Raw genomic sequence first — 13,268 nt, forward strand, 5'->3', positions numbered from 1 at the left:
ATAGTGCCAGGTTTGTGATTATTGTCACCTATCCCTTATTTGCACTTGATTAAATTTGATTTTTAGCAAAACATGAACCAAGAAGAATTAAATGCATTGTTGCCAAACTTTACAGACCCCAAGTTATTGGAAGGGATTTTGGAAAAAGGACAAATCCTTCACCTCGAAGCAGGTAAAGTCCTCATGGAACCTGGGCAGTTTGTCAAAATGGTGCCAATAGTTTTGGAAGGATCCATCAAGATTTTGAGAATGGACGAGGACGGGAAAGAGTTGTTTTTGTATTACCTGGATGCGGGTGAGACCTGCGCACTTTCTCTGACTTGCTGCAGTGCCTCCAAACCCAGTGAAATCAAAGCAATAGTAGAAGAGGAAACTACCTTGGTTGGAATTCCCATCGCCACTCATGAGCAGTGGAGTAATGAATTCAAGCAATGGAAGGATTTTGTCTCTAATACTTATCAAAGCCGCTTTCAGGAGATGCTGGTAGCCTTAGATGCAGTGGCTTTCAAAAGAATGGATGAGCGCCTGATGCGGTATATTGTGACCAAAATGAAACAGTACAAAACCAATGAACTGCATACTACCCACCAGGAAATTGCAAATGAGCTGGGGACTTCACGTGAGGTGATATCCAGATTATTAAAACAACTGGAAAAGAAGAAATGGATAGAATTGGGGCGAAATGTAATTTATATCCGGGACGATTTTGAGGAATTGATCGGCAAATAGTCAGGGCATGACCAGAATAGGGACTTTGGAGTGAAAAATCATTTTCATGGTTTGGCTTCGGCTTAGGATCTGATCCCAGACGTTTTTATGGTGGTGGCTCATCACCAAAACTACATTTTCATTTTCTTCCAAATACTGGTCAAGCCCCTCAACTGCAGTTTTTGCGTAGAATTTATGGATTTTGGTGGGTGTTTTAGGGTAGTTGGTTTCCATGAATTTGACCAGTTCAGAGATTTTTTGATCTACGTTGTTTTCCAGGCCTGTCTGTACATGTACGAATTCCAATCCACTTTCCCAGCGCTTGCTTAGACCAATTACCCATTCTATAAAATCAGTCTCATCATCTGCAAATTCCATAGCAATAGCTACCTTCTGGATGAAGCTAGGGTCAGACTCTGCTGGCACTACCAAAGTTGGGACAGTGGCTTCTTTTATCAAATTAATGGTCGTGCTGCCCATGAGGCTCTTTAATATCCCGCTGGATCCTTGCGTACCCATGACGATTAGGGTGGCACCCACTTCAGTCGCTAACTTGGAAATTGAAATAGAAGCTGTTCCCTCCTTGATCACTGATCTGAATTTTAGGCCTGTGTTTTTTCGCCCAACTATGGACTTTTTCATCAATTTCTCAGCATCGGCGTGCATGCTTTCCAGTGCTACACTGGCTTGAGAAGCAAAGTCAAATACAGCTTCAATCACATGGACGAGGATGATTTCACCATCTTTCTTTTCCGCCAGTGCAACTGCAAAATCCAGGGCGTTGAGGGATATATCAGAGAAATCTAAAGCGACAACTACTTTCATGGCTCGGGGTTGTTTTTATTAATTTACTGAATCCTTTACAGAACTCAAGCTAAAATCAACTTTGAGTTAGCTAGGTTATCTTAATGAGTTGTTACTTTTTTTTAACTGTTAATCTTTCTTTTGACTTTCTTGACCGGGATCAAATTTCCCTAATATTAAAAGCAGAATTGAATGCTATCCTACTGTGAACTTGCCTCCTGGAAGAATACACAAAATCCTCAAAGCCCATATTTAACACTGGGGTCAGGTACGGATCTTCATAAAACCCAAAATTGATTTGAAGCATGTGGATTTAAGTGTAACATTTGTCACTTCATTGCATAGTCTGGGGCTCTACTTTTGTAGGGTCAAGTTTAAGAAATAATAATGGATGTTATCGTGCTAGTCGGCTATGCTGCCGCAGTTATTATAGGAGTCAGTTTAGGGTTAATAGGAGGGGGAGGATCTATACTCACAGTCCCAGTTTTAGTTTATATTTTAGGAATAGACCCGGTTTTGGCTACGGCTTATTCTCTGTTTGTGGTAGGCAGTACCTCTTTGGTAGGGTCATTTACCTATATGAAAAAGGAGCTGGTTGATTACAAAACGGCATTAGTCTTTGCCATACCTTCATTCATAGCAGTTTTTCTAACCAGGAAATTTCTAGTACCTGCTATTCCTGAGCACATGTTTGACCTAGGATCTCTAGAAGTGACCAAAAACATAGGCATTATGGTGTTTTTTGCCATCATTATGTTTGCGGCGTCGGTATCTATGATCCAGGGAAACGGCAAAAAGGATGTGAAAGAGGATTCCAAAGTGAAATTTAACATTCCACTTATCGCAATAGAAGGATTGGTAGTGGGAACGATTACTGGGATTGTAGGAGCAGGAGGAGGGTTTTTGATTATTCCCGCCCTGGTATTACTGGCCAAACTCCCCATGAAAAAAGCTGTAGGCACCTCCTTGTTGATCATTGCGGCAAAATCATTAATCGGTTTTCTAGGAGATGTTTCCAATCAAGTCATAGACTGGAAGATGTTGTTGATTTTCACGGGGCTTTCAATAGTAGGTATATTTATAGGAAGCTCCCTTTCCAAGAAGATCAATGAAAAAGTTCTGAAAAAAGGATTTGGCTGGTTTGTTCTCGTGATGGCACTTTATATTATTTCTAAAGAATTGTTTTAGTGTTTCGAATAGTTTAGGGGCTTTTCCTTCAAGAGACTTCGCATCAGGCCGTTCGGGCAGGGGAATTTTAATTTCCTTGCCCGAGTGGCCTTTTCTGTCTGCTGTCCGGTAAGACAAAAAGGGTAAAGGCACTGGATAGGTTTTGTACAATACTATTAAAAAATTTGTTTTTTCAGTCAATCCGAATGAATAGGCTATGTCGTAAATGACATCACATCAACTATTCAACTCATGAAAAATTTTAGAATTTTAGCTACTTATTTAGCCCTAATGGCTATACCTATGATATTCTTTTCTTGCGAGGAAGATGACACCATGCAACCTAGCATAGATATGCCGGGTACAGCACCTGACGTGTCTTTTACTGCTTTGACCTCAGATAATAAAATTCTGAAATTCGATGCTACTGACTTAAAATCTGCCATTAGCTCAGTAGATATTTCAGGTCTAGGTTCGGGTGAAATGCTGGTTTCCATAGATTACCGTCCTGCAACCGGGCAGCTATATGCGCTTAGCTCCTCTAGTAGACTTTATCATATCAATGAAAATACCGGAGCAGCTACAGCACTTGGAATGGAGCCGTTTACACCGGCTTATCAAGGTGCTAATCCTTCTTTGGATTTTAATCCCACGGTAGACAGAGTAAGGTTAGTTACTGAGTCAGGGCAGAATTTACGTCTTCATCCAGAGCTGGGAACCGTGGTGGCTACTGATGGATCTATAAATGGAGGAATGAATCCTAGAATTGGAGCAGTGGCCTACTCTGACAGCTTTTCGGGAACAACTAGCACTACTCTTTTTGATATAGATTTTGAGCAGGATATGCTTTTTAAGCAAGTGCCACCAAACGATGGAGGATTAGAAGCGGTAGGAGAACTGGGAGTGGATTTTGAAGGACCTGGTGATATGGATATTTTACCGGACAATTCTGTTGCCTTGGCTGTAAATAGAATGAATGAAGAATCCAGGTTATATACCATTAGCCTTTCGTCTGGGACTGCCACGTGGGTAGGGACATTTTCCGCACCGGTAGTGAGTATTGCATTCAAGACCAACCCAATCGCTTATGCGACAGATGCAGCTAATAATTTGTACCGGTTTGACCCTGTGAATCCAGCTCCAATTGCAGTAGAAATGTCTGGTTTGGGCGAAGGTGAAATGATTGTAGGCCTTGACTTTAGACCTATGAATGGTCAACTTCTGGCTGTGTCTAACAAGAGCCAATTGTATTCGGTGAACCCATCGAGTGGAGCCCTTACTGCCGTCGGTAGTCCACTAGATCCAATGGCAATGGGTTCATTCATAGGTTTTGATTTTAACCCTACTGTAGATAGAATCAGGTTGATTACCGAGCAAGGTCAAAACTTAAGGCTACATCCAGACTTGGGCACTGTAGTAGCAGTGGATGGAAGTTTAAATCCAGGTACCCCTATGGCAAGTGCTGCAGCGTATTCGGAAAATTTTGCTGGAACTACGAGTACATCTTTATTTGTGATCGATGCGCAAACCGACATGTTGTATCAGGTTTCTCCTCCTAATGACGGAGACTTGGTTGAAATCGGCCCCTTGGGTATGGACTTGACAGATGATAATGGATTTGATATTGGCGGGACTTCAAATATGGCTTATGGGGTGTTCACAGTAGGAGGTGCCACTGGAGTGTACTCCGTTAACCTGATGAGCGGAAGTGCAGCAAAAATTTCAGACCTCAATTTTATGCCTACTTCCATGGCCTTGGGCTTAGGATTTTAATTCAAAAAAAACTTATAAACAAAAGGCTAGTCAATCATTTGACTAGCCTTTTGTTATGTTTTATAGCGTATAGAGAAATTGCTTGACTCGCTAAAACGCCAAAGCAGCCAACCCTAATTTAGATTTGAGCGGATTGATGGATTTGAGAATCTGCCCAGAGTACTTTTTGAAAAGATCACTTCCTAGTAGATCCGTCAGAAACTTAGTTCTCTTGTTTTTTAGACCTAAAAAAGCAGCTTTTTTGTCGTCGTCGGATTTTCCGCTTTTACTGATGTTTGTCAGTTCATCCACAAAACTGGAGTTGTTTTTGGTCAATTTTTCCTTTTGATCCGAATTCAAGTCTAGTCCGTCAGTATCATTCAAAATTCCCAATACCTGAGAGGAAAGATCTACTTTAGGGATCTTCAGCCCTTGTGCATTTACATTTGACGATAAGAATAGCAGTAAGCCTAGGCCTAAAACGATTTTGAATTTATTCATAATAATAGTCTGTTTGTTTAGATGATAAATCTAGCCAGCTTGTATTTCCTACGTAGTGGCCCCATTTGCTTTTTGATTTTCTTTCGGTACTTCTTTACTGTGTCTTTTCCTAGTATGTCTTCAAAAACAGAGTTTTGATCCTTAGCCAGTCCGGTTATTTTGGCGATTTTTTGATCGTCTGATTCATCTCCATCGGCGATATTCACGACTGAATCCAAAAAGCCGGAATTCTTTTCGTTGAGTTCCTCTTTTTGCTTATCTGTAATTCCAAGGTCATCACCGGGACTGAATGCCCCTAGCATGTCTTTTTTGAAGTCTGGAGAGGGGAGATTGATGGTCTGTGCCTCTACTTGCCAAGCAATGGCTAGTAGCAGCACTGTAAATGCGAATATTACTTTTGTTTTCATTTTGTACGAATTAAAGTTTTGGATGGAATCCAACTCAAAAGCTGCATAATTGGCCACTAGGGCAATTCAGTTTTCTAGTTGTATAAATTAAAGTTGTCAAGAGATACTTTGCATTTCATTTAAATAGCCCTTTGCCCATATTCATCAATCCCCCCAAATCCATCCCGCCATTTCCTCCACCATTGCCCAGGAGTGAGCCCAGTAGATCTGCAGTTCCCACTTTACCTTGTCCGCCCTGTAGGGATGATACAATGGAAGACATGATGTCATTATTTTCCTGCGGGGCATCATTTACCCGTTTGTTAAAGAAATTCATGATCATCGGTAGGGCTGCGGCTGCTATTCCCATGGCTTGTTCTTTGGAAATCCCAAGCTTGTCCATGAGCCCTTGCGACACATCTCCCTGTAGGTTGTTGATGATGGGCGCGTCTGGAGAAGTTTCCTTTCCAGAAAACATTTCCTGGATAGCTGCAGTATCACCAGCTGCTACCCGTTTTTGGAGGCTATTTTGTAAAGAATCCTTGATAGCTGAAGCGCCACTGCTGTCCTGATTCATACCTGCGAGCATTTCCTGTAGAGGCCCGTCAGCCATTTTTAATAATTGATCTAACATGATTTGAAAAATTTGTTTGATTCAATTTCTCAAAAATGAAATGGCTTTGCAATGAAATGCTCAGGAAAAAATCATAAAAAGTCTGTTTTGGATTATATTTTGGATTTTTCAAGTAAAACAAGATTCAATTTACAGTCCGGTAAGCTGCTTTACCTCCAAAATTCTGTACCCCGATGAGGTATGGAACGCCATGAAAGTCAGGATTTCTATAAACCTGAACCCCACAGCCCAGCTGTATGTAGTGTGGATTGAGAATGCTTTTTCTATGACTAGGAGAATTCATCCATAACCTGACCACCTCCCGGGCATAGCTGAGATAGGTATGGGGTAAAATGACTTCTTTTTTAGAACAAGCGGTGCTGGTAGAGTTTAACACGAAGAAGTCTCCTCTATATTTTAGAATCCGGAAAAGAAATTAACTCAACAGAAGAATCATTTATTCGATTACTCCATATGGGGGAAGCAAAAAACCTCCGCCAGTATGCTTGACGAAGGTTTTGAGTATTGAATGAAATGTAAGTTTAAAGGCTATTACCGATTATCCTAGCCAGAGTGTCCATGGAATTCGGCTCAAAAGTAAAACCAATCCTAAGGCATACATCATGTAAATATTACGGAATCTACCTCTGGAAGGCCCCGGTTTTTTTGCCCGGCTGTAACCAATAGTAATCAGAACAATAGCAATAATGTTGATCACGGGGTGCTCTACTGCCAATAATTTAGCCGCTGGATCTGACATAGCATTGCCGGTTTGCAGCATGGCAAAACCCAAGGGACTGACGAAATAGAGTATCAGTCCTACCAGCAATTGGATGTGGCAAAGGATGAAAGCAATCAAGCCTATTTTTCGATCTTTCTCCGTAAACTCTCTACCTGAAAGTGAACCGATGAGCATGTAAATAATAACCACCACTAGAGCGAGCAATGCCAGGTATGCGATACCTGAGTGTAAATGTTGAATTCCTGTGTACATAGTATTGAAAATTGACTAAGCGAAAATAGGGGAAAAGAGCGGAGAATACCTGCTTTATTCTACAAATAGTACCAGCCCCTTGAGGTATTCACTTTCCGGGTGGAAAATATTCACAGGGTGATCTGCCGGCTGACTGAGTTGATGCAGGATTTTTACTTTTCTGCCGCATTCCAAAGCGGCGGCAAGGATAGTATTGCGGAAGAGGGCTTTGTCCACCACCAGACTACAGGAGAAGGTAAATAGGATCCCTCCGGGCTTGATTTTCCTTAGCGCTTCTGCATTCAGTCTTTTGTAACCTTGTACAGCATTGTGTCTGGCTCTTAGGTTTTTAGCAAAAGCAGGCGGGTCCAGTACTATGACATCATAGTCATCACCAATTTCCCGTATGTATTTCACCACATCTGCTACTTTGGATTCATGCTTGCCTGTAAGCTGCGGGTTCAAAGTGAGGTTTTTCTCCGTCAGTTCTATGGCTTTGGGAGAAATGTCCACCGAATGCACTTCTGCGGCACCTTCCGAAAGGGCGGATACCGAAAATCCACCTGAATAGCAGAAAGTGTTGAGGACTTTTTTGTTTTTGGAATAGTCGCCCAGAAGCTTTCTGTTTTCTCGCTGATCGATGAAAAAGCCAGTTTTCTGGCCCTTTTCCCAGTCTATTTGATAGGTAGCTCCGTATTCCTGGACCAAGTCTGTGTTTGGCTGGCCGAGAATCCACTCGTTGGAAGTAACACCGGCACTTTTGGGTAGTGTTTCTGCGCTCTTATCAAAAACTGCAACCAGCTTATCCCCATATATTTTTTTGACAGCTTGGGCTATTTCTTTTACATGCTGATGCATGCCAATGTGATGTGCTTGAATCACCACTGTGCCATTGTAATAGTCCAGGATCAATCCGGGCAGGGAATCTCCTTCTCCATGGACTAATCTGTACACGTTAGTGTTCTGATTATCTGTGAGTCCTATGGTTTTTCTTAAAGCAAAAGCAGAGGCGATTTTATCATCCCAGAAATCTTGGTTTATTTCCCGGTTTTCGAATGAAATAAGCCGCACCATGATGGAACCTTCCGAATAATGCCCTACGCCAAGAAGGTCTTCTTTAGAGGAATATACAGCTACGAGTTGCCCTGTTTGTAGGGAAGCGTCCTTTTGGAAGATAGCCCCGGAAAAGACCCAGTGATGTCTTCTGATCAGTGAGACTTCCTTGCCGCGTTTAAGAATAATTTTAGGATAATCCATAGTATGAAATTGTAAAGCTTCGAAAATACCTTAGCTAGATTTGCTCTAGTTGGAACTAGACCGGTAAACTAGGCTAAATAAAAGTAAAGGGAGCGAATGTGCTTTTAACGCAAACTTTCGGCCCCTTTACCCAATCAGTAATTTTTCTTCGATAAAATTAGCTGGCTGACAATAGTCTTATATGCTTGGTATTGAAGTTTAGCTTTAGGAATACATTTTCTCTCGGATAGCTTTGATCTCCTCGCTCTCCAGGTAATCATCATAAGGCATTCTTCTATCTATGGTTCCGTTAGGGGTGAATTCTACGATTCTGTTTGCGGATGACTGCACAAAAGCGTGGTCATAAGAAGACATCAATACGGTGCCTGTAAACTCAACCACGGCATTGTTAAATGCAGTAATGGATTCCAGATCCAAGTGGTTGGTCGGTTCGTCCATCACCAAAAGGTTTGGATTTTGAAGCATCATTTTGGAGATCATGCAGCGGACTTTTTCTCCACCGGAAAGTACCGAACATTTCTTTAGTGATTCTTCACCCGTGAAAAGCATTCTGCCAAGGAAGGTTCTGACGTAAGCTTCTTCCTGATTGGTAGAATACTGCTTCAGCCAGTCGATGAGGTTAAGACCATTGTTGAAATAGTCGGAATTATCATTGGGCAAATAGGCCTTGTTGATGGTGACTCCCCATTTCATACTGCCCTTTTGAACCGGGATTTCTTCCATGATAGTCTGGAAAAATTTGTTGACGGCTTGTTTAGTCTTGGAGATGAAAGCAATTTTATCACCTTTATCCACCATCAGATTGACATCAGTAAAATAGGTAACGCCATCCTCTTTGAGCTCCAAACCTTCAGTCATGAAAATCTGATCTCCAGCTTCCCGCTCAGGCTTGAAGATGATGCCCGGGTACTTTCGCATAGAAGGCTCAATCTCATCAATATTGAGTTTTTCTATCATTTTTTTACGTGCTGTAGCCTGCTTGGACTTGGCCACGTTGGCAGAGAATCTATCGATAAAGGCCTGTAACTCCTTCTTCTTGTCCTCCGCTTTTTTATTGGCATCCGATCTTTGTTTCAGCGCAAGCTGGGAAGACTCGTACCAGAAGGTATAGTTACCAGAGAATATCTTGATTTTCCCAAAGTCAATATCTACGATATGCGTGGAAACTGCATCTAGAAAGTGCCTGTCGTGAGAAACCACGATTACCAGATTCTTAAAATCCAATAAGAAGTTTTCCAGCCATTCAATGGTTTCTGCATCTAGGTCGTTAGTAGGCTCATCGAGGATCAGGATATCAGGGTTTCCAAAAAGTGCCTGAGCCAAAAGCACACGTACCTTTTGATTTCCTGCCAGATCCTTCATAGGCATGTAATGCAGGTCTTCGGTGATTCCCAGTCCTGAAAGTAGGGCTGCGGCGTCGGATTCTGCATTCCATCCGTCCATTTCTGCAAAGTCGGCTTCTAACTGGGAAGCGCGTAGTCCATCTTCCTCAGAAAAATCCTCCTTCATGTAGATGGCATCCTTTTCTTCCATGATGGAATACAGTTTTTTGTGGCCCATTAGGACCGTTTTCAGCACCTCTATCTCATCAAAGGCAAAGTGGTTTTGGCTTAGAACAGCCATTCTTTGGCCGGGGGTGATGTTTACCGAACCACTGGTGCTGTCCATTTCTCCGGAGAGGATTTTCAAAAAAGTGGACTTTCCTGCTCCATTCGCCCCGATTACACCGTAGCAGTTGCCCGGAGTAAACTTTAGCGATACTTCATCGAAAAGGGTTCTTTTGCCAAACTTAAGGGATAAGTTATCTACTGAAATCATATAGGTGTTGCTTCTTTTTTGAGGCGCAAAGATAGGGATTTAATTTTTGAGGACATGGGGAGAACCCTTGGTTTCTGCCGCTTTCCTGCTGGTTTTTCGGCTTTTAGAGAGAAAGAAATTTTCTGCTGTTTATATTGGTGTCTCTAAGCCTATGAACACCTTCCTTAAGCTATTTTGTATTCTGATTATCAGCTTGCTAAGCCTGCTGCCAGCATATGCACAGCAGAGCACTGTGGGCAGGGAATTTTATTTTGGCTTTATGGACAATTACCGAAGGGATAACCAGCCAGACAAGGCGATCATCCTGATCACTGCCAATGAGGATGCCGCTGGACAGATCCGTACCCTTCAGGAAACCGTTTCTTTTAATCTTAAAGCAGGAGAACAATTCATTCGGGAGTTTGACGGCACTTCTGGTAATATCATTCATAGGAATGCAGGAGTGATTGAAAATAGAGGAGTGCATATTCTATCAGATGGAGATATTGCGGTACATGCCATCAATGGGAGGGAGTTTAGTACAGATGGTACGGTGGTTTTACCCGTTTCTTCGCTTGGTAAGGAATACTTAATCACCGCTCACTATGACAAATTTTCTCCAGGTTTGGATCCTGGTAATAACGAGAACTTTGAAAGTACACTTTTGATCGTGGCTGTAGAAGATGAAACCCGCGTGGAGGTCACTTTAACTGCCGGTACTACCGGTTCTGTACCTAAGGGATCTACTATTGAATTGGGTTTGGATAAGGGTCAAAGCTATCAAATTAAAGGCGTAGGTGATCTTACGGGGACCCGCGTCAAAGTGATCAATGACACTCCTGACGACTGTAAGCGAGTGGCGGTTTTTTCCGGAAACAAATTGACCAGTGTTGGTCCATGTGGAACTACAGGCGAGCATCTTTTCCAGCAAGCTTATCCTTTGGATACCTGGGGGAAAAGTTACGTACATGTACCACTAAAAGGACGAGTTTCTGGGGATTTTGTGAAAGTACTCGCTTCACAGGACAATACCACCGTGAACGTGGATGGTGATAATTTGGGTACGCTGAATGCCGGAGAGTTTCTGCAATTGGATATGCCCTATGATCAGGTTTCTTTGATAGAGACTTCTAAACCATCTGCAGTATCGGTTTTGGCCAAGAGTGTACAATGCAATGGCCCGGCTGGGGGAAACTTGGGTGACCCGCTTTTGATTACCTATAGCTCCACAACGCAATTCACCCAATCGGTTTATTTTTCCACAGGTCAGCTGGTTTCAAATGAGAATCAGGAGCTGGTACATACCCTAAACTTGGTAGTTTCTACAGGAAGCCAAAACTTCACCACGCTCAATGGACAGGCGATAGGCGGAGAGTTTACACCATTGCCAGGTTCTGGCTTTTCCTATGCCCGCATAAATGTTCCTGAAGGGGTAAATCAAGTAAGTAATCCTGATGGCTTTTTTGGATACCTCTATGCCAATGGAACCATTGAATCCTATGGATATGCCATAGGAGGGGGGATGAATGCCGTACAATTTGAGGCAGATTCGGAGTATGACTTTGAAGTAATAGGAGAGCGGGTGGCTTGCTTCGGGCAGGAGGGTACATGGGAAATTATTCCAGACAACCCTGCTTTTACGGATTTTACCTGGGATTTTGGTGATCAATCCAGTCTGGTGATCGGACAGGAAGTGAAGCATACCTTTGAAACGGAAGGGGAATTTGAAGTTAAAGTAATTGCTAGTACCGGCGGAGCAGAATGTGATAGCCAAGAGGAATTTACATTTGAGGTACAAGTCAATAAAGTAGATGCAATGCTTGAAGGCCCATCGGCAGTCTGCCCCAATCAGCAAGGAGTAATTTATTCCATCACCGATACGCTTAATTATTCTTCTACGATATGGGAAATTGATGGCGGGAATATTGTAACCGAAACCGACTTCCAACTTACAGTAGACTGGGGGAATTCCAATCCTTCCGCTTTGATCCGTGCTATTCCTGTTGCGCCAAATGGTTGTCAAGGAAGAGCTTTGGAAATTAGTGTAGAAGTTGCCAGTGATTATACTGCTGCAATTCCAGAAGGTCCTGAAGGTATCTGTGCCAATCAAACATCCGGTGTTTACACGATTCCTCTTCCTTTGGCTGGTATGGACTATCAATGGTATGTCACTGGAGGGAAGCTACTTTCTGGTCAAGGCACCGCACAAGTGGAAATAGAATGGGATATCTCAGCTGCCAGGTGGGCAGTTTATTACGAGGAACAAGATGAAGCTTACCCTACCTGTAAAGGAGTTTCCGGGTTATTAGAAATTCAGCAAGATCTGGAAATTGATATAGAAATAGTGGATCAGGTCAATCCTTCCTGCCCGCTAGCAAGTGATGGATTGATACTTCTAGAAGCAAAAGGCGGCACCGGGGATTTTGAGTTTTCTTGGTCACATGATCCAACGCTTCAAGAAGCTCATGCCACTGATCTGCCAGCTGGTACGTATGAAATCACTGTAAGCGATGCTTTTGGATGTGGGGAAAAAACAGTGGAAGTGGTTTTGACAGACCCAGGTCCGGTAATTGCAAGCCTTTTGGAAGTTAGTAATCCAGATTGTAATGGGGAATTCTCAGGTGAGGTCTTGATAGAGGTAGCTGGTGGAGAGGCACCTTTTGAAGTTATAGGTAGGGCCAGCCAATGGGACAGTGGATTGCTTACGGTGAGTGGTCTAAGTGCAGGAACCTATGAGTTAATGTTGGTAGATGCCAATGGCTGTTCTGCTACAGTAAATGCGACTTTAATACAGATTGAACCACTGGCAGTTTCATTTATTTCGAATAGTCCAAACTGTGGTGATGAGATGAGCGGTAGCTTGCAGGCTGCTGTGAGTGGAGGTGTTCCACCATATCGTTTTGAGTGGGAAAACGGTTCTACTTCAGAAACCCTGCAAAATGTACTTCCAGGGGAATATTCAGTTTCTATTTCGGATGCTAATAATTGTTTGATTTCGCTTTCGGGAAAGATTACTGAGGCTGTTCCGGCAGTAAGAATGCCAACGGGATTTGATCCAAGAGCAGGCAATTATGAGCCGGTTACGAGCTGCTCCATCTCATTTCAACTTAATATTTACGATCGCTGGGGCGCATTGATTTATTCGGGTACTGAGGGTTGGGATGGTGTTTTGAACAATGAAGTAAATGCCGGAGTCTATACGTATTTGGTGCAATATGAATATCAGATAGATCAAGAGACCTACAGTGCTGAACAGCGGGGAAGTTTTACCTTGATTCAATAAGAAAGGATTTCATTATTGCCGCAAATG

Annotated in this window: 12 protein-coding genes; 4 read left to right on the forward strand and 8 right to left on the reverse strand. The window is 42.6% G+C overall.

Translation table 11 applies throughout. From position 1 onward, the window contains the following. Positions 1 to 72 precede the first annotated feature (72 nt). Positions 73 to 729 (forward strand): Crp/Fnr family transcriptional regulator, encoded by a 657-nt coding sequence (locus PBT90_RS07605; protein ID WP_264809791.1) that lies wholly within the window; start codon positions 73 to 75, stop codon positions 727 to 729. On the opposite strand, the gene PBT90_RS07610 is transcribed toward PBT90_RS07605, so the two are convergent. Continuing rightward, positions 730 to 1,533, reverse strand: coding sequence for a universal stress protein (locus PBT90_RS07610; protein ID WP_270132510.1), 804 nt, complete (start codon positions 1,531 to 1,533; stop codon positions 730 to 732). A 366-nt stretch (positions 1,534 to 1,899) separates the two neighbouring features. Here PBT90_RS07610 and PBT90_RS07615 point away from each other — a divergent pair, with 366 nt between their 5' ends. Together PBT90_RS07615 and PBT90_RS07620 are read left to right on the forward strand one after the other, a co-directional pair. Further along, positions 1,900 to 2,700 (forward strand): sulfite exporter TauE/SafE family protein, encoded by an 801-nt coding sequence (locus PBT90_RS07615; RefSeq protein ID WP_264809793.1) that lies wholly within the window; start codon positions 1,900 to 1,902, stop codon positions 2,698 to 2,700. Positions 2,701 to 2,931: 231 nt separating this feature from the next. Next, positions 2,932 to 4,452, forward strand: coding sequence for a DUF4394 domain-containing protein (locus tag PBT90_RS07620; RefSeq protein ID WP_270132517.1), 1,521 nt, complete (start codon positions 2,932 to 2,934; stop codon positions 4,450 to 4,452). Between the two features lie 90 nt (positions 4,453 to 4,542). Here the strand turns inward: PBT90_RS07620 and PBT90_RS07625 are convergent, their stop codons facing one another. The 7 genes from PBT90_RS07625 to PBT90_RS07655 form a co-directional block, all read right to left on the reverse strand. Then, positions 4,543 to 4,932: a hypothetical protein gene (locus PBT90_RS07625; RefSeq protein ID WP_264809795.1), complete on the reverse strand. Its 390-nt coding sequence runs from the start codon at positions 4,930 to 4,932 to the stop codon at positions 4,543 to 4,545. A gap of 17 nt (positions 4,933 to 4,949) precedes the next feature. Further along, the gene (locus PBT90_RS07630) at positions 4,950 to 5,339 is read right to left on the reverse strand and encodes a hypothetical protein (protein WP_270132519.1); all 390 of its coding nucleotides are present in this window, start codon (positions 5,337 to 5,339) and stop codon (positions 4,950 to 4,952) included. Between the two features lie 115 nt (positions 5,340 to 5,454). Beyond that, entirely contained in the window at positions 5,455 to 5,952 is a 498-nt protein-coding gene (locus PBT90_RS07635) for a DUF937 domain-containing protein (protein ID WP_270132521.1), read from the reverse strand. Positions 5,953 to 6,076: 124 nt separating this feature from the next. Beyond that, positions 6,077 to 6,328: a CAP domain-containing protein gene (locus PBT90_RS07640; RefSeq protein WP_270132524.1), complete on the reverse strand. Its 252-nt coding sequence runs from the start codon at positions 6,326 to 6,328 to the stop codon at positions 6,077 to 6,079. A gap of 162 nt (positions 6,329 to 6,490) precedes the next feature. Beyond that, positions 6,491 to 6,925, reverse strand: a complete 435-nt coding sequence (locus PBT90_RS07645) for a hypothetical protein (protein WP_270132526.1) — start codon at positions 6,923 to 6,925, stop codon at positions 6,491 to 6,493. 54 nt (positions 6,926 to 6,979) lie between these two features. After that, on the reverse strand, positions 6,980 to 8,161 hold the full coding sequence (locus PBT90_RS07650) for a class I SAM-dependent rRNA methyltransferase (protein ID WP_270132529.1): 1,182 nt from the start codon (positions 8,159 to 8,161) through the stop codon (positions 6,980 to 6,982). Positions 8,162 to 8,365: 204 nt separating this feature from the next. Continuing rightward, complete coding sequence (locus tag PBT90_RS07655) at positions 8,366 to 9,979, reverse strand: ABC-F family ATP-binding cassette domain-containing protein (RefSeq protein WP_264809801.1); 1,614 nt, start codon at positions 9,977 to 9,979, stop codon at positions 8,366 to 8,368. Between the two features lie 151 nt (positions 9,980 to 10,130). Here PBT90_RS07655 and PBT90_RS07660 point away from each other — a divergent pair, with 151 nt between their 5' ends. Further along, the gene (locus tag PBT90_RS07660) at positions 10,131 to 13,241 is read left to right on the forward strand and encodes a PKD domain-containing protein (protein WP_270132531.1); all 3,111 of its coding nucleotides are present in this window, start codon (positions 10,131 to 10,133) and stop codon (positions 13,239 to 13,241) included. The last annotated feature ends 27 nt before the right edge of the window (positions 13,242 to 13,268 follow it).

Origin of the sequence: Algoriphagus sp. TR-M9 (genome assembly GCF_027594545.1) — a bacterium.
In the GTDB taxonomy this organism is placed as follows: domain Bacteria; phylum Bacteroidota; class Bacteroidia; order Cytophagales; family Cyclobacteriaceae; genus Algoriphagus; species Algoriphagus halophytocola.

Bases quoted from the DNA above. Each gene is read 5' to 3' on its own strand.
- PBT90_RS07605 (WP_264809791.1), top strand. From the start codon at position 73: ATGAACCAAGAAGAATTAAATGCATTGTTGCCAAACTTTACAGACCCC.
- PBT90_RS07610 (WP_270132510.1), bottom strand. From the start codon at position 1,533: ATGAAAGTAGTTGTCGCTTTAGATTTCTCTGATATATCCCTCAACGCC.
- PBT90_RS07615 (WP_264809793.1), top strand. From the start codon at position 1,900: ATGGATGTTATCGTGCTAGTCGGCTATGCTGCCGCAGTTATTATAGGA.
- PBT90_RS07620 (WP_270132517.1), top strand. From the start codon at position 2,932: ATGAAAAATTTTAGAATTTTAGCTACTTATTTAGCCCTAATGGCTATA.
- PBT90_RS07625 (WP_264809795.1), bottom strand. From the start codon at position 4,932: ATGAATAAATTCAAAATCGTTTTAGGCCTAGGCTTACTGCTATTCTTA.
- PBT90_RS07630 (WP_270132519.1), bottom strand. From the start codon at position 5,339: ATGAAAACAAAAGTAATATTCGCATTTACAGTGCTGCTACTAGCCATT.
- PBT90_RS07635 (WP_270132521.1), bottom strand. From the start codon at position 5,952: ATGTTAGATCAATTATTAAAAATGGCTGACGGGCCTCTACAGGAAATG.
- PBT90_RS07645 (WP_270132526.1), bottom strand. From the start codon at position 6,925: ATGTACACAGGAATTCAACATTTACACTCAGGTATCGCATACCTGGCA.
- PBT90_RS07650 (WP_270132529.1), bottom strand. From the start codon at position 8,161: ATGGATTATCCTAAAATTATTCTTAAACGCGGCAAGGAAGTCTCACTG.
- PBT90_RS07655 (WP_264809801.1), bottom strand. From the start codon at position 9,979: ATGATTTCAGTAGATAACTTATCCCTTAAGTTTGGCAAAAGAACCCTT.
- PBT90_RS07660 (WP_270132531.1), top strand. From the start codon at position 10,131: ATGAACACCTTCCTTAAGCTATTTTGTATTCTGATTATCAGCTTGCTA.